The organism is Amycolatopsis sp. cmx-11-12 (assembly GCF_046269425.1).
Lineage (GTDB): Bacteria > Actinomycetota > Actinomycetes > Mycobacteriales > Pseudonocardiaceae > Amycolatopsis.
Window position 1 is genome coordinate 207,448 of the sequence record NZ_JADNQM010000004.1, and the last position, 20,138, is coordinate 227,585.

Annotated in this window: 22 protein-coding genes; 9 read left to right on the forward strand and 13 right to left on the reverse strand. The window is 68.4% G+C overall.

The genetic code is table 11. From position 1 onward, the window contains the following. Positions 1-8 precede the first annotated feature (8 nt). The 3 genes from ACLARN_RS07500 (at position 9) to ACLARN_RS07510 (ending at position 4,026) form a co-directional block, all read left to right on the forward strand. Entirely contained in the window at positions 9-695 is a 687-nt protein-coding gene (locus ACLARN_RS07500; protein ID WP_409490557.1) for a class F sortase, read from the forward strand. Positions 696-794: 99 nt separating this feature from the next. Next, a complete protein-coding gene (locus ACLARN_RS07505; RefSeq protein ID WP_409490558.1) occupies positions 795-2,786 on the forward strand; it encodes an SDR family oxidoreductase in 1,992 nt (663 codons plus the stop codon). A 118-nt stretch (positions 2,787-2,904) separates the two neighbouring features. Then, positions 2,905-4,026, forward strand: coding sequence for a cell division protein DivIVA (locus ACLARN_RS07510; RefSeq protein ID WP_409490559.1), 1,122 nt, complete (start codon positions 2,905-2,907; stop codon positions 4,024-4,026). Positions 4,027-4,107: 81 nt separating this feature from the next. On the opposite strand, the gene ACLARN_RS07515 is transcribed toward ACLARN_RS07510, so the two are convergent. Further along, positions 4,108-5,433, reverse strand: coding sequence for an amidase (locus ACLARN_RS07515; RefSeq protein ID WP_409490560.1), 1,326 nt, complete (start codon positions 5,431-5,433; stop codon positions 4,108-4,110). A gap of 28 nt (positions 5,434-5,461) precedes the next feature. Beyond that, on the reverse strand, positions 5,462-6,556 hold the full coding sequence (locus ACLARN_RS07520; RefSeq protein WP_409490561.1) for an alkene reductase: 1,095 nt from the start codon (positions 6,554-6,556) through the stop codon (positions 5,462-5,464). Positions 6,557-6,623: 67 nt separating this feature from the next. Between ACLARN_RS07520 and ACLARN_RS07525 the strand changes: the two genes are divergently transcribed. Further along, positions 6,624-7,037, forward strand: a complete 414-nt coding sequence (locus ACLARN_RS07525; protein ID WP_409490562.1) for a MerR family transcriptional regulator — start codon at positions 6,624-6,626, stop codon at positions 7,035-7,037. Between the two features lie 3 nt (positions 7,038-7,040). Here the strand turns inward: ACLARN_RS07525 and ACLARN_RS07530 are convergent, their stop codons facing one another. The 3 genes from ACLARN_RS07530 to ACLARN_RS07540 are packed head-to-tail and all read right to left on the reverse strand — an operon-like array spanning position 7,041 to position 8,499. Beyond that, positions 7,041-7,628, reverse strand: a complete 588-nt coding sequence (locus ACLARN_RS07530; protein ID WP_409490730.1) for a TIGR03086 family metal-binding protein — start codon at positions 7,626-7,628, stop codon at positions 7,041-7,043. A gap of 5 nt (positions 7,629-7,633) precedes the next feature. Beyond that, the gene (locus ACLARN_RS07535) at positions 7,634-8,119 is read right to left on the reverse strand and encodes an SRPBCC family protein (protein WP_409490563.1); all 486 of its coding nucleotides are present in this window, start codon (positions 8,117-8,119) and stop codon (positions 7,634-7,636) included. Positions 8,120-8,148: 29 nt separating this feature from the next. After that, a complete protein-coding gene (locus ACLARN_RS07540; RefSeq protein ID WP_076159461.1) occupies positions 8,149-8,499 on the reverse strand; it encodes an ArsR/SmtB family transcription factor in 351 nt (116 codons plus the stop codon). Between the two features lie 271 nt (positions 8,500-8,770). Between ACLARN_RS07540 and ACLARN_RS07545 the strand changes: the two genes are divergently transcribed. The 4 genes from ACLARN_RS07545 (at position 8,771) to ACLARN_RS07560 (ending at position 13,148) form a co-directional block, all read left to right on the forward strand. After that, a complete protein-coding gene (locus ACLARN_RS07545; protein ID WP_409490564.1) occupies positions 8,771-10,009 on the forward strand; it encodes a glycoside hydrolase family 3 N-terminal domain-containing protein in 1,239 nt (412 codons plus the stop codon). A 150-nt stretch (positions 10,010-10,159) separates the two neighbouring features. Next, complete coding sequence (locus ACLARN_RS07550) at positions 10,160-11,098, forward strand: alpha/beta hydrolase family esterase (RefSeq protein WP_409490565.1); 939 nt, start codon at positions 10,160-10,162, stop codon at positions 11,096-11,098. Between the two features lie 105 nt (positions 11,099-11,203). Then, entirely contained in the window at positions 11,204-11,908 is a 705-nt protein-coding gene (locus ACLARN_RS07555) for a TetR family transcriptional regulator (RefSeq protein WP_409490566.1), read from the forward strand. A gap of 37 nt (positions 11,909-11,945) precedes the next feature. Beyond that, a complete protein-coding gene (locus tag ACLARN_RS07560; RefSeq protein ID WP_409490567.1) occupies positions 11,946-13,148 on the forward strand; it encodes a cytochrome P450 in 1,203 nt (400 codons plus the stop codon). Here ACLARN_RS07560 and ACLARN_RS07565 read toward each other — a convergent pair. Further along, positions 13,145-13,786 carry a histidine phosphatase family protein gene (locus ACLARN_RS07565; RefSeq protein WP_409490568.1) on the reverse strand — a complete coding sequence of 214 codons (642 nt, stop codon included), beginning with the start codon at positions 13,784-13,786 and terminating at the stop codon, positions 13,145-13,147. The two genes, ACLARN_RS07560 and ACLARN_RS07565, sit on opposite strands and share 4 nt — an antisense overlap. 98 nt (positions 13,787-13,884) lie before the next feature. Beyond that, the gene (locus tag ACLARN_RS07570; RefSeq protein WP_409490569.1) at positions 13,885-14,682 is read right to left on the reverse strand and encodes a TIGR03084 family metal-binding protein; all 798 of its coding nucleotides are present in this window, start codon (positions 14,680-14,682) and stop codon (positions 13,885-13,887) included. A 126-nt stretch (positions 14,683-14,808) separates the two neighbouring features. Here ACLARN_RS07570 and ACLARN_RS07575 point away from each other — a divergent pair, with 126 nt between their 5' ends. After that, complete coding sequence (locus tag ACLARN_RS07575) at positions 14,809-15,249, forward strand: heavy metal-responsive transcriptional regulator (protein WP_409490570.1); 441 nt, start codon at positions 14,809-14,811, stop codon at positions 15,247-15,249. A gap of 173 nt (positions 15,250-15,422) precedes the next feature. On the opposite strand, the gene ACLARN_RS07580 is transcribed toward ACLARN_RS07575, so the two are convergent. The 6 genes from ACLARN_RS07580 to ACLARN_RS07605 all read right to left on the reverse strand — a co-directional run bounded on the left by ACLARN_RS07580 (position 15,423) and on the right by ACLARN_RS07605 (position 20,120). Beyond that, on the reverse strand, positions 15,423-15,803 hold the full coding sequence (locus ACLARN_RS07580) for a hypothetical protein (RefSeq protein WP_409490571.1): 381 nt from the start codon (positions 15,801-15,803) through the stop codon (positions 15,423-15,425). A 498-nt stretch (positions 15,804-16,301) separates the two neighbouring features. Continuing rightward, entirely contained in the window at positions 16,302-16,880 is a 579-nt protein-coding gene (locus ACLARN_RS07585) for a DUF7010 family protein (RefSeq protein WP_409490572.1), read from the reverse strand. A 44-nt stretch (positions 16,881-16,924) separates the two neighbouring features. Next, the gene (locus ACLARN_RS07590) at positions 16,925-17,761 is read right to left on the reverse strand and encodes an alpha/beta fold hydrolase (RefSeq protein WP_409490573.1); all 837 of its coding nucleotides are present in this window, start codon (positions 17,759-17,761) and stop codon (positions 16,925-16,927) included. A gap of 57 nt (positions 17,762-17,818) precedes the next feature. After that, entirely contained in the window at positions 17,819-18,343 is a 525-nt protein-coding gene (locus ACLARN_RS07595) for a winged helix-turn-helix domain-containing protein (protein WP_409490574.1), read from the reverse strand. Between the two features lies 1 nt (position 18,344). After that, positions 18,345-19,607 (reverse strand): sulfite oxidase, encoded by a 1,263-nt coding sequence (locus ACLARN_RS07600; RefSeq protein WP_409490575.1) that lies wholly within the window; start codon positions 19,605-19,607, stop codon positions 18,345-18,347. Positions 19,608-19,691: 84 nt separating this feature from the next. Next, positions 19,692-20,120 carry a hypothetical protein gene (locus tag ACLARN_RS07605; RefSeq protein WP_409490576.1) on the reverse strand — a complete coding sequence of 143 codons (429 nt, stop codon included), beginning with the start codon at positions 20,118-20,120 and terminating at the stop codon, positions 19,692-19,694. Positions 20,121-20,138: the final 18 nt, after the last annotated feature.

Here is a 20,138-nt window from a genome sequence, read left to right on the forward strand (position 1 = left end):
GTTCGGGAATGTCTGTACGACGCGGGTTCGCGCTGGGAGCCGTCACGGTCCTGTGCGCGGACCTCGTCGCGGCCTTGATCATCTGGCCGCCGACGACCGTGGTGGCGGGGACGGCACAGCCCGCCTCCGTCTCCGTCGCGGGCGGCGCCCCGGCGGCGCCCGCGCAACAGGAAGTCACGCCTCCGCCGGAGATCGCCCCCACGACGCCGCCTCCCGCGGCCCCGCCGCCGTCGAAGGAACCCGAAGCGCCGAAACCGCAGGGTCCCGGAACGATCCGGCTGCCCGCGGGCGGCGCGGCGAAGCTGATCCGCAAGGACCTCGGGCCGGGCGCGGAGCTGCCGGTGCCGGAGAACCTCGGTGAGGTGACCTGGTGGGGCGCCGAGCTGAGTTCGGCGACCGGGGCGAGCGTGTTCGCCGGGCACGTGAACTGGAAGGGTGCGACAGGTCCGTTCGCGGAGTTGTGGACCGAGCGGATCGGCGGCGCCGTCACCGTGGTCGACAAAGCGGGGAAGTCTTGGCAATACAAGGTTTCCCAGCTGATCACGCTGAAGAAGAACGAGCTGCCGCAGCGGGCGGACGAGCTGTTCGGCCAATCCGGTCCACATCGGATCGTCCTCGTCACCTGCGGCGGCCGCTGGGTCGGCGGGGAAACCGGCTACGCCGAAAACCGGGTCGTCATCGCCGACCCGGCCTAGTTACTCGTGAGTAACTTCACCGGTGCCGTGGTGGTCAGCGTCGTCGTGATGCAGCAGAATGCCGGTGGACGCGGGCGAGCACAGTGAAGGGTGAAGCAGATGGCGACTTTTCTGGTGACCGGGGCGACCGGACTAATCGGGCGCCAGTTCACCCGGCTGTTGCTCACCAGGGAGGACGTCGACAAGGTCGCGCTCGTCGTCCGCGCGTCCTCACGGGACAAACTCGCGAAACTCGTGAACGCCTGGCCGCATCCGGAACGCGTCACCCTCGTCACCGGTGATCTCGGCGAGCCGCTGCTCGGGGTCGGCGAAGACGATCGAGAGAAGCTTCGCGGTGTCGATCACGTCGTGCACCTCGCCGCCCTTTACGACCTCACCGCCGACGACGAAGACAGCATCAAGGCCAACGTCGAAGGCACCGCGCAGATGATCGCGCTCGCCGCCGATCTGAACGCGGGCCGCCTGCACCACGTGTCCTCGGTCGCCGTCGCCGGTGACCACGAGGGCATGTTCACCGAGGAGATGTTCGACGTCGGCCAGCGGCTCGTGACGCCGTACCACCGCACGAAGTTCGAGGCGGAGCGCCTCGTGCGCGAACAGCAGGACGTGCCGTGGCGGGTGTACCGGCCCGCGGTCGTGGTCGGGAACTCCGAGACCGGCGAGATGGACAAGATCGACGGTCCGTACTACCTGTTCCCCGCGATCAGCAGGCTGGCCGGGCTGCCCGACTTGCCGATCGTCGGCCCCGACCTCGGCGACACCAACGTCGTCCCGGTCGACTACGTCGCCGAGTCGCTGAACGCCCTGATCACCACGCCGGGCCTGGACGGGCGCGCGTTCCACCTCGTCAACCCGGAACCGCAGCCGGTCGTCTCGGTCTACAACGCCTTCGCGAAGGCGGCCGGCGCGCCGACGATCTCCGTGCAGCTCAACGAGCGCGTGTCCAAGGGCATCGTCAACCTGGTGAAACTGAGCGAGCACATCCCCGGCTTCACGATCGCGCGCGACGCGGTGATGGAGCGGCTCGGCATCCCGCCGGTACTGCTGGAGACCATGGCGTTCCCGTCGGTGTTCTCGTCGGCGTCGACGCGCAAGGCACTTATCGGCTCGGGCGTCGAGGTGCCCCGGATCGAGGACTACGCGCCCACGCTGTGGCGCTACTGGCGTGAACACCTGGACCCGTTCCGTGCCCGCAAGCACGGTCCGCGCGGTGAACTGGACGGCAGGCGCGTGATCATCACCGGCGCGTCGTCGGGTATCGGCCGGGCGACCGCGATCAAGGTCGCGGCCGCGGGCGGGGTGCCGCTGCTCGTGGCGCGGCGGCAGCACGAACTCGAAGAGGTCCGGGACGAGATCATCGCCGCCGGCGGTACGGCGTCGGTGTACCCCGCCGACCTCACCGACGAGGAGTCGGTGCACAAGGCCGTCGACGCGATGCTCGCCGAGCACGGCCGGATCGACATGCTCGTCAACAACGCCGGCCGGTCGATCCGGCGCTCGATCAAACTGTCGTACGACCGGTTCCACGACTACGAGCGCGCGATGGCGATCAACTACTTCGGCGCGGTCCGGCTGATCCTCGCGGTGCTGCCGCATATGTCCGAGCGGAAATTCGGGCACATCGTCAACGTCTCGTCGATCGGAGTGCAGGGAATCGCGCCGCGCTTTTCCGCGTATGCGGCGTCGAAGGCCGCTTTGGACTATTTCTCCCGGATCGCCGCGACCGAGACCCACGGTGACGGAATCACCTTCACGACCATCCACATGCCACTCGTGCGCACGCCGATGATCCGGCCGACGAAGATCTATGACGCGTTTCCGACGAAATCGCCGGATCAGGCCGCGGACATGGTGATGAAGGCGCTGAAGGAACGTCCGAAACACATCGGCACGCCTGCCGGGCAGGCGATCGGGCTCGCCTACACGCTCACCCCGGGGCTCACGGATGCCGTGGCCTACCAAGGATTCCGCGTGTTCCCGGACTCCGCGGCCGCGGGTGGCGGTGGCGGGCTCAAGATCGGGAAGGGTGAGCAGCATCTGTCCAGGGCGGCGGTGGCCCTCGCCCGGCTCAGCCGCGGCTTCCATTGGTGACACTGCGCACACGGGTGGCGGCCGTTCAGGTGAGGGACAGCAGCTGAGGGCCGACACACGTCGGTGAATCACGAAGCCTGACAACGGCGACGCCGGGTACGCAGGTACCGTCGTGACCATGGTTCCCGAGCGAGACAATGGCCTGTTGCCCCTGCGGCGCGAATACACCCAGGCCTGGCACGGCTTCGACCGGAACGAAGTGCGCCAGTATCTGGATCATCTCGAAGCCCAGTTGCATCGCGTGATCACCGACCGCGACGCCGCGATCGCGCAGGCGACGTCGGCCTCGCGCGAACTCGAAACCGTGCGCCACGAGGTGGCGAAGCTCAACGCCAGGATCGAGGAGCTGAAGAAGCCGCCGGAGCGGCTCGAAGACCTCGACGAGCGGATGCAGCGCACCGTCACGCTCGCGCAAGCGCGCGCGGACGAGATCACGAAGCGTGCCGAGGTCGCGGCCGAGAAGCACTGGGCGTCCTCGAGCGAGGCGTCGAAGAAGCTTCGTGAGCGCTACACGCGGCTCGTCGCCGAGCTGGACAAGCAGGCGGACGCGCTGCACTCCGAGCACGAATCCGCGCTCGCCGAGACGCGGGCCGAGGTCCAGCGGCTGACGGTCGAGGCCGCCCAGCGCCGGGAACTGCTGGACAACGAAGCCGAACGCAAGCGCCGCAAGATCGAGCGTGAGTTCGAGCAGACGATCACGGCTCAGCGCACGTCGCACGAGAAGCACATCGCCGACCAGCAGACGGCCAGCAAGAACCAGGCCGAACGCCGGATCGCGGAGGCCACCGCGGAGGCCAAGCGCCGCGTCGACGAAGCGACGGCCGAGGCCAAGCGCCGGCTCGACGAGGCCACGACGACCGCCGCCCAGCGCACGACCGCCGCCCAGCGGAAGGTCGAGCGGCTGGCGGAGATTCGCGAGCAGGCCCGCAAGAGCCTGATGCAGGCCGACGAGGTCCTGAAGGGCAGCGAGGCGATGCTCGCGGCCTTGCCCGAGGAGTCGGTGATCCCGCACGCTTCGAAGCTCGTCGGCGGCGACAGCAAGGCCGACGGGACGAAGCCCGCGGGCAAGCCCGCCGAACCGCCCGCGTCGAAGGCCGCCGCCCCGGCTCCGGCCAAGCCCTCTCCCGCCAAGCCCGCTTCCTCGGCGCCTGCCGCCGCCGCGCCGAAGAACGGACAGGGCGAGCAGAACGGTCCGAAGGCGAACGGCCAGAAGCCGTCACCCGCCAAAACCGGCTCCTGACCAGCGCGAAGTAGCAAGGGACCTTTGCTATCACTCTCTTTTGGAGAGTGATAGCAAAGGTCCCTTGCTCTCTTTCCAGGGTCAGGAAGCGGTGGTGCGGGGCCAGGGGTTGGCGGCTTCGAGCTGGGCGGCGAGGCCGAGGAGGAGCGCTTCCCCGCCGGGCGCGGCGACGAGCTGAACACAGGCCGGGATGCCGGACGGGTGCACGCCGATCGGCACCGACATCGCCGGATAGCCCGCGAGATTCCACAACCCGGCGAACCCCGCGACCCGCAGGGACGGCAGCACGTTGGCGATCCATCGGCTTTCGTGCCACGTGCGGGCCTTGAGCGGGAGGCTCGCGAGCATGGGCGTGACCAGGACGTCATGCTCCGCGAAGAATTCCTCTGTGTGCGCCAGCCATCGCTCGCGGGTGCTCTCCCGGACCCGGGAGGCCAGGAGGCGACCGAGCCGGACGTGCGTACGTGTACGCGGCTGGAGCGCGCGGAAGTCGAACTCGGCCGCTTGCTCGGCCGGTCCGGCGGCCCAGCGCGCGACGATGCCGCCGATGGCGCCGGGGTTGTACCGAGGCGTTCCCTGCGCGACCGTGTGCCCGGCCGCGCTGAACAGCTCGCCGGCCCGCGCGACCGCTCGGCCGAACGCCCGCGGCAACGGTGCCGTGCTCAACGGGGCCCGGGTCGACAGGGCGATGCGGGACCGCTTCGGGTCGGTGAGATCCGCCAGGCCGGGCTGTTCGGCGAGGACCGACATCAGCACGGCCGCGTCGGCAACGGTGGTCGTCATCGGACCGTGCGTGGACAGGCCGAACCAGCCGTCCTCCCTCGGTACGCGGACCACGCCCTTACCCGGTTTGAGACCGACGATCCCGCACATCGCGGACGGAAGCCGGATCGAGCCCAAACCGTCGGTGCCGTGCGCGATGGGCACCAGCCCGGCGGCGACAGCCGCGGCGCTCCCGCCCGACGAACCACCCGCCGCATAGGACGGGTTGCGCGGATTGCGCGCCGTCCCATCCGGATCGTCACTCGACGGCCAGATGCACAGCTCCGGTACCCGGGTCAGGCCGATGATCACTGCACCGGCGGCGCGTAACCGCCGCGCTATCTCACCGTCCTCTGTGGACACCGTCGACGAACCCGCACGCGATCCCCACGAGGCATACTCGCCCTCGACCGGAGCGACGTCCTTGACCGCGATCGGCACCCCGGCCAAGGGCAGGTCGGCCAGGTCCGCGCGCTCGGCGACGGCGGCGGCCTCGGCGAGCGCCTCCTCGGCCCGGACCCGGCGGAACGCGCCGACCACCCCGTCCGCCGCGGCGATCCTGGCCAGCGCCTCACGGGTCACCTGGACCGGGTCGAGTTCCTTGGCACGCACAGCCGCCGCGATTTCCACTGCCGTCTTGACCATCCCCGCACTGTAGATCGGGCGGCGAAGGTCAGCTGCGCGCCGAACAGGCGAACTTCGCCGAGTCCGGTTCGAACGCCGGGAAATCGGCGTAGCCGTCGGGCCGGGCGCCGTAATAGACGTCGTGGTCCGCCTGCGCGATCGGGGCGTGGAGCGCGAATCGGGCGGGCAGGTCCGGGTTCGCGATGAACAGCCTCCCGAAGGCGACAACGTCGGCCAGCCCGGACTCGATCAAGGACTCACCCTCGGCCCGGGAGGTCGGTTCCCCGGAACGCAGGTTCGCGACGAGCGTCCCCGGCCACAACGGCCGCAGGTGGGACAACGCCTCGGCGTCGGGAGTGTCGATGACGTGCAGATACGCGAGCTCGTACCGATGTAGTTCCACGAGCAGTCGTGAGTACACCTCCTTCCAGTCGTCTTCCACGATGTCGTTCTCCGGATTGCCCGGCGAAATCCGCAGGGCGACCTTGGCCGCGCCGATCTGCTCGGCCACGGCCGCCACCACCTCGAGCGGGAACCTGAGCCGACCGGTGACCGAACCGCCGTACCGGTCCTCCCTGCGGTTGGTGTTGCGGGCGAGGAACTCCTGGATGAGGTACCCGTTCGCACCGTGGAGTTCCACGCCGTCGAACCCCGCCTCGATGGCCAAGCGTGCCGCCACGGCGAAGTCCTGGACGACCTCGCCGATCTCATCCTCACCGAGCGCACGGGGCTCGACCGTGTCCGTCCAGCCGTCGGTCACGAAGATCCGCCCGGCCTGCCGGACCACCGACGGCGCCACCGGCGTCCGGCCCATCACACCGGGGTGGCTGACCCGCCCCGCGTGCCAGAGCTGCGCGAAGATGCGGCCGCCTTCCTCGTGCACGGCCTCTGTCACTTCACGCCAGGCTTCGGCCTGCCGCTCTGTCACCAGTCCTGGGATACCCGGGCCGCTCTTGCCGGTCCGGGTGACCCAGATGCCTTCGCTCACGATCAAGCCGGCGCTCGCGCGTTGCGCGTAGTACTCGGCCGTCAGCGGGTGGGGCACACCTGTCGTGTCGTCGGCACGTCCCCGGGTCATCGGGGCCATCGCGATGCGGTTCGGCAGCTGGATCGCGGTGCCGCGGAGTGCTTCGAGCAACCTCATGAACGCGAAGCTAAACCCTGACGCCGGCGTCACGGTCAACCTCGGTCGTCGCGGTTAATCTGGACTCATGCGGATCGGCGAACTGGCGGAGCGGACCGGGGTGAGCGTCCGCTCGTTGCGATACTACGAAACCGAAGGCCTGCTGCGCCCCGAGCGATCCGGGAACGGCTACCGGACATTCTCCGAGGACGACATCGCCCGGGTTCTGCAGATCCAGCTCTTCTATTCGGCCGGGTTGTGCAGCGGCAAGATCGCGGAACTCCTTCCCTGTGTTTCCGGTGACGACACGCACTTGGTGCCTTCACCGGGGTTGACCGGCGAACTCGAGATCGCCAAGACTCGGATCCAGAACCAGATCTCCTTGCTCACCACCTCTCTGTCGGTTCTGGAGCGTGTCCTGGCCGCGGCCAACGGGACCGACACCGCCGAGGTACCGGTTCCTTCCCGGCCCGCCCGGCGGCACCGGGGCATCCATGTCTGACCTTCACGACAGCCGCTGGAAACCCGGGTCTCGGCCCATCAGCCCGAGCAGCCTGTCCTGCAAGGGCGCGTCGTCGGGCACTTCCACTTCGGGACCGAAGACGACGATGCCCGGCCCGAAGGCACCCGGGGTCCTCATCTCTTCGGGGATCGCCTGGGCGCCGGGCCACATCCGGGCGACCTCCTCGGGGTCGATCGTGTCGTCCTGACCGGTGGCACGGGCCAGATCCCAGCCGTGGACCACCATGTCGGCGCTGACGACCTGGTCGATGTGCTGCTCGGCCGTCACCCTCCCCATCGGCGTCTCGTGTTCGGTGGCGGCGAGCACGGGGTCGGTGAGGACGGCTTCGACATCGGCCCGGGCCGCCCGGAACGCGCCGAGCGGGTCCGCCAGAAGTGCCGGCGCCGGTCCGAGTTCACGTCCGAGGGGCCGCAGCATCGCTCCGTGCATGTCGACGATGTGCCCGACGACATCCCTCGCGTTCCACTCGTCGCAAGGGGACCTGTTCTCCCACTGCCCGGCCTCGACGGCGGCGACCTTGCCCTCGAAGGCATCGGCCCGGACGCGATACCGGTCCGCGATGGCGTTCATCTCGTTCACGCCCCCGCCCGGACTGCCATGACCTCGGCCAGTTTGTCGAACCCTTCTCCGACGCCCCGCTCCATTCCGGATTCGAGCACGGCGTCCCGGATCCGCTTCGAGCTGTACCGCAGCACCTGCGTCAGAGTGGTGACGCCGCCGTGTTCGAGCAACGTCAGGGTCGCCAGAGCCTGGCCTTCCGAGGCGTCGCAGTCCTCGTTCGTCTCGAGGGAGACGAGCCTTTCCGGACGACTGACCTCCTGGTAGACGCCCTGTAGGACCATCTCCATCCCACCGCCGTGGCGCAGCCGGTAGCGCCATCTGCCGCCGACCCGCAGATCGATCTCGCATTCGACGACCTCGCAGTCGCGCGGGCCGAACCAGCGGCGTACCAGCTCCGGTTTGGTCCACGCGTCGAACACGAGTGCCCTCGGCGCGTCGAAGGACCTCGTCATGACGATCTCGAGATCGCCGGATTTCGCCACGCTGAGAGTGCGTCCCATCGTGCTGTTCCTTTCCGCTCGTGCGGTGGTCAATCGGTCTCGTCCCGGCGCTCCGGGTGCCGCAGTTCCTCGTCGAGGACGAGGTCCAGCTGAGAGAAGGCCTCGTCCCAGTGGCGGCGGTAGTCGCCGAGCCATTCGTTCGCGTTCTTCAACGGCTCGGCCACCAGACGGCAGGGGCGACGCTGAGCGTCACGTCCCCGCGCCACCAGCCCCGCCCGCTCCAGCACTTTCAGATGCTTGGAGATGGCGGGCTGGCTCATCGCGAACGGCTCGGCCAGCTCCGTCACAGTGGCCTCGCCGCGTGCGAGCCGCGCGAGGATCGCGCGGCGGGTGGGGTCGGCGAGTGCCGCGAAGGTGGCATCGAGCAGATCCTGGGCCACGGTCGCCCGCCTTTCCGTTCTCACGAGTTCGAGTTCTCACGATCGGTCTCTCACGCCGCGGCGGCGAGCGACCTTCGATAACCTTGCGGTTCCATAACCATGTGGTAATCTACGGCGGAGCAGATCGAGTTGTCAAGTCCGAACAGCGGGTTGACGAGGGAGAACACGGATGAGAAAGGAGGTGGGGCCGAGGCGGGAGCCCCCGCGAGCACGAACGAAAGGGCACGCGAGCGCGTGCTAAAGGGCAACTGGGGTTACCGTCGGTACCGGCATGGACGACGAACGAAACGAGCTGATGAACTCCGGGCGACCGAAGACGACGAAGCGATGGGCGGCCGTCATCCTGGGAGCGGCCACCGTTCTGGCCACCAGCGTGCAGTGCGGTACGGCGAACGAACAGGCCGGATCGGCACAGCCGGCGGGGACGGCACCGCCGCGCGGCAGCACCGTTTCGAGCCCGCCCAGCAGCAGTCCGCCCACTCCCTCGCCGTCACCGAGGGCGGAGCAGGCGCCTGCTCCGGGCTGCGAAGCCGTCATCGCCGGGATGAGCCCCCGGCAGCGACTGGCCCAGCTGACGGTGGTCGGCGTGAACGCCGGCGATCCGCAGGCGGCGGTGAAACTGGTGCGCGATCAGCAGATCGGCGGGATCTTCCTCGGCGGCAACGAGACGACCCTGTTGCAGAACCGCGCGCTGGACGAGGTGCAGCGGGCCGCGAAGGTCCCGGTGTCGGTGGCGATCGACGAAGAAGGCGGCCGTGTTCAGCGGATCGACGCCCTCGACGGCGGTATGCCGAGCGCCCGGAAGATGGCCGCGAGCATGACACCGGCACAGGTGCGAACGAAGGCCGCCGAACGGGGCAAGCAGATGCGAGCCCGCGGCGTCACCGTCGACTACGCGCCCGACGCCGACATCACGGACCAGCCGGACCGCGACATCGTCGGTGACCGGTCGTTCGGCTCGGACCCCGAAGTCGCGCGTAAGTACGTCCTGGCGTTCGCGCAGGGCTTGCGAGACGCAGGGGTGCAGCCGGTGCTGAAGCACTTCCCCGGGCACGGGCACGCCACCGGGGACTCCCACAAGGGACTGGTGCGGACGCCACCGCTGGCCTCGCTGCGAAAGGTCGACCTGGTGCCGTACCGCGACATCGACGAATACGGCGAGATCGGCGTCATGGTCGGACATCTGGACGTGCCCGACCTGACCGGCGGCACGCCGTCGACCCTGTCAGCGCCGGCGTACCGGCTGCTGCGGACGGACTACGCGTTCGACGGCCCGGTGATCACGGACGATCTCGGGGCGATGAAGGCGATCACGTCGCAGTACCCGCTGCCGACGGCGGTGCTCAAGGCCTTGCAGGCGGGAGCGGACCAGGCGTTGTGGTCGTCCGGCGGCAACGTCGACACGGTGCTGACCACGCTGGAGAAAGCACTCGCGTCCGGTGACCTTCCGGCCGCCCGGGTCGACGAGGCACTGACCCGGGTGCTCGCGGCGAAACAGGCTTGCGGCTGATCGATCGCGATTACCGGCGAAGTGGTCTCGCCGGGTCGCCACCCGGGTGATGTGAAAAGCGGTCCGAAAACTCAATGAACACAATGCTGACCAGGCCGGTGCCGGGAGTGACCCTGATCACCGCCCCGCCGCCCGATCAAGGAGGATCGCGTGCCTGGTCCCACGAAGTATCTACGCCGTCTCGCACTGACGGCGGCCGCCGCTGCCGGACTGAGCCTGCTCGCCGCGCCGGTCGCGTCGGCCGCTCCGTCGCCGATCGACCGCCCGGTGCCGACCACCGGGTGTCATCGTCCGTCACCGGTCCCCACCGGGACGACGACGCTGCGGACCTTGACGTCCGGCGGACTGGTCCGCGAGTACACGGTGCACGTTCCCGCGCGGTACCGGCCGTCGCGGCCGACTCCGCTGGTGTTGTCGTTCCACGGTCACAAGCGAACGTCGAAGTACCAGGAGGAACTGTCCGGGTTTTCCTCGTACGATGCGATTTCCGTCTACCCGCAAGGCCTTCCGGGTACCGACGGCCAATCGGCCTGGACCGGCGCACCGTACTCGGCGGCCGCGGACGACGTGCTCTTCACCAGTGATCTTCTGAACACTCTCCAGCGGGAACTGTGCGTCGACTCCCACCGGATCTACGCGACGGGCAAATCGAACGGCGGCGGGTTCGTCGGTGTCCTCGCCTGCCGGATGCCGGGCCGGATCACGGCGTTCGCCCCGGTCGCCGGCGCGTTCTACCCGCAGGGCGGCGCGTGCCATCCGTCTCGCCCGGCGCCGATCCTCGACTTCCACGGCACCGCCGACACGACGATCCCCTACACCGGGAATCCCGCCAAGGGCCTGCCGGCGCTGCCGGACTGGCTCGCCGGGTGGGCGGACCGGGACGGCTGCTTCCCACGCCCGATCCAGTACTCGCCGAAGACCGGCGTCACCGTCCAGCGCTGGCTCGGCTGCTCGCTCCAGCACTACCGGGTCGAAGGCGCCGGGCACGTCTGGCCGAGCACGGCACCGAACAACGACTCCGCCACCCCGACCGTCATCAACGCGACGCCGGTCATCTGGAATTTCTTCCTCGCCCACCGTCTGCGTTAAAAACCGTCGCTTTCCTTGCCGGACCTGTCCATCCGCGCTACCTTCGAAGTGACCGGATGACCAGATGAGCGAATCTGGTCACGAAGTCAGAGACAAGGAGCGCACGTGGCAGAACGTCCGGACCGCACCGCCGGCCGCGCCGATCGCATCCTCGACGCGGCCGGCGTCCTGCTGACGCGGCTGGGCTATCGCAAGGTGACCATCGAGGACATCGCGAACCAGGCCGGCGTCGGGAAGGGCACGGTCTACCTGCACTGGCGCACCAAGGAGAACCTCTTCCACGCGTTGCTCCTGCGTGAATCGCTCCGGGCAGCCGAGAGTCTCCTCGATCGGCTGGACGAAGATCCGGCGGAAGTCATCCCGCATCGATTCCAGCGGGCGGTCTTCCTGTACACCCAGGGGAATCCGTTGCTCGGCGCGCTCATCACCGGCAACACCGAACTGCTGGGCCGGTTGAAGAAACATCCCTTGCAGGATCAGGACGCCGTCGTCACCGAGCGGTACCTGAAGACGATGACCGACCGCGGACTGCTGCGCGACGACATCCCGGACCTGCTCTTCACCCTGCGCGCCTCGGCGCTGGGGTTCTACCTGATGGACAGCTTCACCACCGACGGCACCGGCCTCACGTCCGAGGAGAAGGCCGATGCCCTCGCGCACATCATCCGGAGGGCATTCGAGCCGCCGGAGCCGCCGTCCCCGGCGAACGTCGCCGCTACCGCGGCCGAAGTGATCCAAGCGTTCCGGGAGCTGATCTCGTCCTATCGCGCCTGGATCTACCGGCAGGACGGCACCGAGGAGCCCGCCTGATCCGAGCTCTTCCACCACGAGAAGAAGGGGGCAAGCCATGACCACGATCGCCGAGACCTGGGGCGTCCACGAAAGCCAGTTCTGGCTTCGAGACGAATTCCCGGCAGACCCGGTCCGTTTCGATCCCGAAGCGGGCATGTGGCACGTCTACGGCCACGCCGAGGCACTGAAAACCCTGAGTGATCCCAAGGTGTTCTCCTCCGACACCACCCGACTGATCCCCAAGGAGATGTCGCCGGACAAGGATCAGTTCGTCGAAGGCAACCTGCTCCAGATGGATCCGCCGGACCACAAGAAACTGCGCACGCTGGTGAGCCACGCCTTCACCCCGAAGGTCGTCGCCGATCTCGAACCGCGGATCGCCGCGTTGACGAACGAACTCCTCGACTCCGTCGATGGCGCGGACTCGATGGAACTGGTGACCCACCTGGCTTATCCGCTACCGGTGATCGTCATCGCCGAACTGCTCGGCATCCCGGCGAGCGATCGCGATCTGTTCAAGGAATGGGTCGACAAGTTGCTGCGGAACAGCCAGCAGCGGTCGCTGCTCAAGCAGACCGAGGAGGACAAGAAAGCCGTCGAGGAAACGCGCGAGCAGGTGAACAACCTGGTGAACTACCTCTCCGAACACGTCGACGACAGGCGGCGGAACCCGCGCGAGGACTTGCTGACCAAACTCGTCCAAGCCGAGGTCGACGGCGAGAACCTGACTCAGAACGAAGTCGTCAACTTCGCGAACGTGCTGCTGCTCGCCGGGCACATCACCACCACGATGCTGCTCGGGAACACCGTGCTGTGCCTGGATTCCCATCCGGACGAGTACCGGCGTGTCCGAAAGGACCGTTCGCTGCTGCCCGCCACCATCGAGGAATCACTGCGTTTCCTCAGCCCGTTCGCGCTCGTCGCGCGCGCCACGACGACGGAGGTCGAACTGGGCCAGACGATCCCGGCGGACAGCATGCTCTTCGTCTGGGTCGCGGCGGCGAACCGGGATCCGCGCACGTTCAAGGATCCGGGCGTCTTCGATCCGGCGAGGGCACACAACCCGCATCTGGCGTTCGGCCGCGGGATCCACTTCTGCATCGGCGCTCCGCTCGCCAGGCTGGAAGGCAAGACCGCGCTGAACATCCTGCTGGACCGGTTCCCGGACCTGCGCACCGATCCGGCGGCCCCGCCGTCGTTCATCCCCAGCCCGAACATGACCGGGGTGAACGAACTCCCGCTGTTGCTGAAGCCCTAGCGGTCGGCGAACCGGGAGGCGAGCGGGACCACCACTCGCGGGATCCGCTTCCCGGGGGCGTACCTCAGTTCTGTGATGTCGCCATTCGGCACGGCGTACGTGTCGGCGAACGTGCGGAATCCGCGCATGGCCTCACTGTCCGGAGTGGTGATCCCGGTCAGCAGTGACCACATGACAGCGCGGATGAAGAGCCCGTGCGTGAAGACGGCGATCGGCCCGGGTTCCCGTTCTCCCAGCCGTACCAGGAATTCCTGGGTACGGGTGAGCAGACCGGCGAAGGATTCCGCGCCGTTCACCGCGTGGTGCGGATCGGCCCGGCCCCAGTAGGCCTCGGTGTACGGTCTGCGGATGGCGGTGGTGGTGACCTGTCCATGGAGTTCGCCGAGAAACGTGAACTCCTGGACAGGCCACTCCTCGCGCTCCACGCCGGGGAATCGCTCGATCGTCGGTTCGGCGGTCTGTCGTGCCCGTAAGAACGGCGACGTCACGATCAACCGGGGCGGTTCGGCCCACGATTCCGCGACCTCGACGGCTTGCCGTCTGCCGAGTTCGGTCAGGGCCGAAGCCCCCGGCTCACCGCCGGGAAGACCCGCGTTCGTCTCGCTTTCGCCGTGCCTGATCAACCACACCCGTGCCACGATCGCCTCCTAGACCCCGTGTGCACCGACGATCGCATCGCGCGGGGCCCGCCGCGACTTCCATGGTGCCGTAATCACCGTGGAAGCCGGCGCGGTTCTCAGCGGTCGAACTGCCCTGGCTTGCGCCCTTCGCCCGCCGGACCGCGGTACGCCTGCGCGATGTCCAGCCAGTGGTCCGCCAGCGCGCCTTCGGCACGGACGTCGAGGTCGTCGCGGTGACGGCGCCGCGTGACCAGCAGGCAGAAGTCCTCCGCGCCGGCGGTGATCCGCTGCCGCGAGCCCTCGGGGCCGAACGTCCACAGCTGCCCGGACGGCGAGGTGATCTCGAACCGGAACTCCTGCTCCGGCGGGGTCAGGCCTCGTGCCTCGTAGCCGAAGTCCCGCACCCGGACGGCGAAACCGACGAGGTACGCGAGCCGGTCGGTCCGTTCCGGGCGCACTCCGAGCGCGTCCGCGACGTCCTGGCCGTGTGCGAACAGTTCCATCATCCCGGCGCAGGCGAGGATGGCCGGCGGCAGCGGGTTGACCAGCCACGGCACGACCTGGTCCGCCGGAACGGCGGCGAGCGCCTTGATGCCCGCGTCGCGTTCGGCGCGCCACCGGCCCAGCACGACCTCGTTGGGATCGCCGAGGTAGTCGTCGAGGGCCGCGTTGACGGCGGCGTCGAACCCGCGCGCCATCGAGGTCTTCGCGAGTTCGGCGAACTTCCGCGGCTCGGCCGCGGAGAGCCCCGCGATCTTGAAGATGAAGGAAAGGTGCGCGATCTGGTGCTTGACCGACCAGCCGACGGCGGGCGTCGGCAGCGCCCAGCCCACGTCGTCCAGATCGGCCACCAGAGCGTCGACCTGTTCACCTTCCGTGGTGAGGTCCTTGATCACGTTCCGGAAGTCAGTCACCGTGCCGTCCTCTCGCCGTTTGCACCCGTTCCGATGATGCGGACGCGCCGGGCTCTCGTCTTCTCCTCGTGAGCCAGAGAATTCGAGCTTGATTCTGGAGCCGGGTCCAGGTTCTACCCTCGAACCATGCGAACCGACGCGACACCGGCGGCGTTGACCATCTCCCAGGTGACCTCCCGGGCAGGCGTGCGGCCGGACACCGTGCGCTATTACGAGCGCATCGGCCTCCTCCCCATCCCGGCGCGGACGACCGGGGCGCACCGGCGCTACGACGAGGAAGTCATCGACAGGCTGCGGTTCATCCGTGGCACGCAGCGGCTCGGGCTGACGCTGACGGAGATCGGCGACCTGCTGAGCGTCCGCGACACCGGCGTGTGCCCCTGCGAACCCGCCGAAACCATGCTGGAACGCCATCTCACCGAGATCGAAGCGGAGATGACGCGACTCGGCGCGCTGCACGCCGAACTCACTTCCATGCTGTCCGGGATGTCCGGCGACAAATGCGCCGATCCACTTCCCGGCGCGTGGTGCCCGCCTGACCGCGAACCCGAGGGAGGAGGTGGATGACCATGCGGATCGACGACTGGTGCGACTGCGACTGCTGCGGCACCGGCTGCTGCTGACCCGCTTCGGCGGGACCGGCCGGGCTTGACGTCACCCGGCCGGTCATCCGAGGTCAGTCCCGAGGCAGGAGCGCCGTCTTCCGATCCGGTCCTTGCAGACTTCGGCCGAATAGGCCATCAGCCCGCCTGCGCGTCCCGGAACAGCCGCTGGATCAGCGAAGTGCGCAGAAAGCCCGAGCCGCCGCCGGCTTTCAGCGCCACCTGGGCGACGTCGCGGGCGATGTCGTTCGCGACCTCGAACTGCAACCACTGCATTTCGGCGAGCGGCTGCCCGGTCGCGGGGTTGACACGGCTCCGGGAATGCGAGATCAGCGCTTCCTCCGCCGCGTCGGCTATCCCCAGTGACAGGAAGGCGAGCCCGGCTCCGATGTGGTTCGGGCGCCGTCCGGTCGAGGGCGGGCACCTGCGGTCTTCCCGCAGGACAGTCCCTTCGAAGGAGACGAGCAGGCTGCGGCTGGCTCGCAGTCCCATCGTGTCCCAGACGGTCGGCGAGCTCACGGCCGGAAACGAACCGCTTGGCGATCTGCTGAGGCATCAGGAACATGTTGCCGCTGCTCGGTTCCGACAGAGCGTTGGCGACCGCTTACCCGCGATGAGTTCCCCGGCGTAGAAGCGGCGTACTTCGGGAGCGGACAGCTGGGTCAGCCCGACGGCGGCGCCGATGTGCATCACCCAGATGCACGCCGTCGAGGAACAAGCCGCGCTGAGGATCTCCCCGTAAGCCCGGTAGCTGAGGCCCTCGCCGCCGAACTCCGCGGGCAGGGCCGAAACTCGGCCGGGGCGAACGGATGGGCGGGCTCGGTCATGACCGCATCATGCCGGAATCGCGAAGGCCTCCTCGCCACCCCGAGAATGGCGAAGGAGGCCTTTCACGGCCCGGCCGTCACACTCCGGTGCAGGCGGCCATCGCGAATTCGCCGGAAGCGGTCTTGGTCGAAATTACCGCGCCGTCGACGGTGATCTTGCAGGTGACCGGGTCCAGCTGACGATCTTCGCCTACGAAGCCGGACTTGTCGCTCCCTGACGGTCCAGCAACCCGGCGACGACGGTCGCCCAGAGGACCGCGGCGCCGCCGAAGCCCGGCACGAGCTGCCAAGCCGCCGTCCAGCCCGCGATCGCGAGCACGGCCGCCAGCACGGCGACCACGCACAACAAGGCGCTCAGCACCAGGAAACGCCGTGAGCCGAACAGTTTCGCGAACGGCAGGAAGTGTAAGCCGACCACGAAGAGCACCCACGCGGGCACGGCGTCGGGAAGTTCGAGGACTCCCGAGAGGACCCTCGCCCCGCCGAAGATCCCCACCAGCATGAGCAGCACGGCGATCCCGTACTGCTTGCCGAACGGGCTTTCCTCTCGGCCGCCGCCCGCGGGCAATCCGGCACCCCGGCGGGCGATCAGGACGAGCCAGCCTGCCAGTCCCAGCACCGCGACGACACCTACGACGACCAGCGGCGTCGATCCACTCGGGACAGAGGACGCGCCGAAGAACCACCACCCGGCACCGAATCCCACCCCGATCGCGGAACTGATCAGCAACGTGATCAGGTGCCCCTTGGTGAATTGTCCGTCCGTCATCGCACTCGGGTCTCCTCCTCCCCCGGCGAGACAGTACCCCGGCGTCAGGCGAGTCCGGAAAGGATGGTCGCCGCCTCTCGCGGGTGCATGAGGAAGCCGACGTGACTGCTTTCGAGCGAGCGGACGTCGGTCGGGTTGTCCGGGGTGAGCGCGTCCGCCTCCTTGATGAACCGGTCCTGCAAGGCGATCGGCATCGACAGGTCCTCGGTGAGCCGGATGTAAGTGCGCGGGATCCGGCCCCACGTGGCGGCGTCGGCGCGTTCGGTGCCGGCGTCGAGGCTCTCGTCCGGTTCGAGGGTGTTGAGGTAGGCGAAGAACTCCTGCTCGGTGCCGTCTTCGAGCATCGCGGTCTTCAACGCGGCCAGCAGCGTGGGATCGGCGGTCCGCCAGTTCATCCGCAACGCGCCGAGCGCGGCGGGGTCGGCGACGACGACCGCGCCGACGTCATTGAGTGCGCTGCTCGCGTTCTCGGGTCCCTGCATGTATTCGCCCAGGGTCAGGTCGACACAGCACCATGCGGAGATGTAGACGATCCGGTCGATCAGTTCCGGGATCACGTTGCCGACCCCGGTGAGTGTGGCCCCGCCGCGACTGTGCCCGACCAGGATGACCGGCCCGTGCTCGGCGACCTTGCGGACGACGTCCACCACGTGCTCGACAGTCTCGGCGTAGGTGGCACCAGCCAGCTTCGACGGTGCCGTGGCCAGCGCTTCGATGTCCTGGGGCGCTTGGTATGCCGCGTGGAAACCGGCGTCGAAGCCGTGTCCGGGAAGGTCGACGGCCAGCGTGCGGTGGCCGAGCAGGGCGAGCTCGCGTTGCAGCGGGCCCCAGGTGAACGAGTTGCTGTTGGAGCCGTGTACGAAGACGTAAGTGGGAGTCACGACTCCATCTTCACATTCCCGGCTTTGCCGGGTTACGTACGGCCACGACTGAGGTGCTCAGTCCGCGATCAGCACCTGCCCCGCCCCGTCGAACCGGTAACCCACCCCGCGCACCGTCGTGATCGGCGTCAGCACGGGTTCCAGTTTCCCGCGGATCTTCCGGACGTGGACGTCGACGGTCCGCCCGTTGCCACCGGCCAGGCCCCACACCTGCGCCATCAGCGTGGCGCGGTCGAAGACGCGGTCCGGATTCCGGCTCAGGAACAGCAGGAGATCGAACTCCAGCCTGGTGAACTCCAGTACCTCGCCGCGCAACAGCACTCGTCTCGAATCCGGCTCGATGCGCAGCGGCGGTGCGGAGCCGCTGAGGCGCCGCCGCCGTCCGGCGAGTTCGACGACCTGGGCGGAAGTCGCTTCGCCCGCTTGGAAGGTCCGCGCCGTGAGGGTCACGCCGACAGTGTCCTCAAAGGACTCAAGGAGGCGCGCGGCGATCGCGGCGGCGTGCTCGGAGTCGGTGTTCACCCGCAACGCCAGGGTCAGTTCGACGGTCGGTTCCCCGCTCAGCGCGAGCGACTGTGTCATCTCACACCACCCGGACCGGATGCCGGACGACGGCGTCGAAAAGGTAGCCCTGCGTATTGTGCGGAGTAACGTCCGGCTGGGTGACGCCGGTGATGTCCGTCGCCCGTGCCCGCAGGGTGTAAGCGCCGGAAACACTGGGGCGCCAAGGGATTTCCCAGCGTTGCCAGCCGCGATCCGCTGCCGCGCCCACGAACCTCGCCTGCCGCCAGCCGTCACCGGTGCTCACTTCGACCCGCCGGATCCGGCCGTTGCCCGACCACGAACGGCCACGCAACACGTGCCTGCCGCCGGCCGCGAACTCGGCGTTCCACGGCAGTTCGAAGGCGCTCTTGACCACCTGCCGGGTCACGACCGCGCCCTCCGCCGGGTAGCCCGGCCCGAGCAGCCGGTAGTACTGCGTGTTCCACGGCGAGACCAGCGGCGTCTCCGAAACCTCGATGCGCCCCAGCCATTTGATCGACGAGATCCCTACCCAGGACGGCACGACGAGCCGCACCGGATGACCATGATCCGGCGGCAGCGGGCGCCCGTTCATCTCATAGGCCAGCAAAACGTCCTGCAACGCCTTCACGACCGGCAGCGGACGACGCACCTTCCCCAGGTTGACACCGCCGGTGAAGTAGTCGGCGTCCAGCCCCTCCGGCAGGACGTCCACCGCGTGCCGCGTCAGCCCGGCCCTGGCCAGCACCGTCGAAAGCCGGACACCACGCCAGCGCGCGACGCCGATCGCGCCGAGTTTCCATGCCGTCCCGGCCACCGTCTGCCCTTGCTGGCTGGTGAAGAAACTCCGGCCGTTGCCCGCACACTCGATGGCGGAAGTGATCGTCTCCGACGGCAACCGGAGCAAGTCGGCGTAGGTGAATTCGACCGGCCTGTCCGCCGTCGGCGCACCACGCAGCCCGGTGCCGAAGAGTTTCAGACGCCAGGTGCCGGCGTCGATCGACGGGGTGGAAGTGTGGTTTCGCACGAAGAAACGGTCGATCGGCGTGAGATAGCCCTGACCGCTCAGCGCCTCCCACCGCGTTTCCGCGTTGGTGCCGTAGACCTCGAAGAGCTCCGGCGGCAAGGGCTTCACGATCGGCGTGGCCGCCGACGCCGTCCCTGGCGACAGCGTTCCGAACGCCGTCAGCGCGAGCGAGCCACCGGCCGCCAGCCGGAGCAGCCCGCGCCGCGAAAACCCGTCACCTCGAGCCTCACCCGCACGCCACTGCGTGAGTCGCGTTCGGTCGTAGGTGGTCTCGTCGGTCACGGCGCTTCCGGTCATGGCGGTCATTGTCGGCAGCGGCGGTCCGTTCGGACCAGCGTGTCCACAGTGCGGAACCGGTTGTGCCAAGGACGGCGGCCGTCCTCACAGGACCACGACGTACTTCACCCAGATGCAGAGCCCGCTGTCCCATTGCACGTCGACCTGGAACAGCACGCCGTCGGTCTGGACCGCGGTGTTCTGAACGGCCATCACGGCATTCCCGATGAATTCGGTGTCGCCCCCACCCGCCTCGGCGACCGAAAGCACGGCCCCGTGGCCGGGCCGGATACCGCCGAGGGGCAGCCAGAGATTCCTCAAGCCCTGAATACCGCAGTACAGCGCTCGCCCGCCGTGTGCGGTTCCGGGAGCGAGAGCGCTTCGGCCACCTTCGACCTTCTCCGCCTGCACGACCTGTTGCCGCGAAACACCGGACCCGGTCTCCTCCGGCGGCGAGGCTTGTGCCGCAGCGGTACCGAAGGCCCCCAAGCCCACCAGCGCGAGTACCGCGGACCATCTCAACGCTTTCCTCATCGTTTCTCCCCTTGAGTT

Coding starts and splice junctions, on each gene's coding strand:
- ACLARN_RS07605 (WP_409490576.1), bottom strand. CDS start 20,120: ATGAGGAAAGCGTTGAGATGGTCCGCGGTACTCGCGCTGGTGGGCTTG.
- ACLARN_RS07535 (WP_409490563.1), bottom strand. CDS start 8,119: ATGGGACGCACTCTCAGCGTGGCGAAATCCGGCGATCTCGAGATCGTC.
- ACLARN_RS07575 (WP_409490570.1), top strand. CDS start 14,809: ATGCGAACCGACGCGACACCGGCGGCGTTGACCATCTCCCAGGTGACC.
- ACLARN_RS07560 (WP_409490567.1), top strand. CDS start 11,946: ATGACCACGATCGCCGAGACCTGGGGCGTCCACGAAAGCCAGTTCTGG.
- ACLARN_RS07600 (WP_409490575.1), bottom strand. CDS start 19,607: ATGACCGGAAGCGCCGTGACCGACGAGACCACCTACGACCGAACGCGA.
- ACLARN_RS07525 (WP_409490562.1), top strand. CDS start 6,624: ATGCGGATCGGCGAACTGGCGGAGCGGACCGGGGTGAGCGTCCGCTCG.
- ACLARN_RS07530 (WP_409490730.1), bottom strand. CDS start 7,628: ATGAACGCCATCGCGGACCGGTATCGCGTCCGGGCCGATGCCTTCGAG.
- ACLARN_RS07520 (WP_409490561.1), bottom strand. CDS start 6,556: ATGAGGTTGCTCGAAGCACTCCGCGGCACCGCGATCCAGCTGCCGAAC.
- ACLARN_RS07515 (WP_409490560.1), bottom strand. CDS start 5,433: ATGGTCAAGACGGCAGTGGAAATCGCGGCGGCTGTGCGTGCCAAGGAA.
- ACLARN_RS07595 (WP_409490574.1), bottom strand. CDS start 18,343: ATGACACAGTCGCTCGCGCTGAGCGGGGAACCGACCGTCGAACTGACC.
- ACLARN_RS07505 (WP_409490558.1), top strand. CDS start 795: ATGGCGACTTTTCTGGTGACCGGGGCGACCGGACTAATCGGGCGCCAG.
- ACLARN_RS07585 (WP_409490572.1), bottom strand. CDS start 16,880: ATGACGGACGGACAATTCACCAAGGGGCACCTGATCACGTTGCTGATC.
- ACLARN_RS07510 (WP_409490559.1), top strand. CDS start 2,905: ATGGTTCCCGAGCGAGACAATGGCCTGTTGCCCCTGCGGCGCGAATAC.
- ACLARN_RS07500 (WP_409490557.1), top strand. CDS start 9: ATGTCTGTACGACGCGGGTTCGCGCTGGGAGCCGTCACGGTCCTGTGC.
- ACLARN_RS07545 (WP_409490564.1), top strand. CDS start 8,771: ATGGACGACGAACGAAACGAGCTGATGAACTCCGGGCGACCGAAGACG.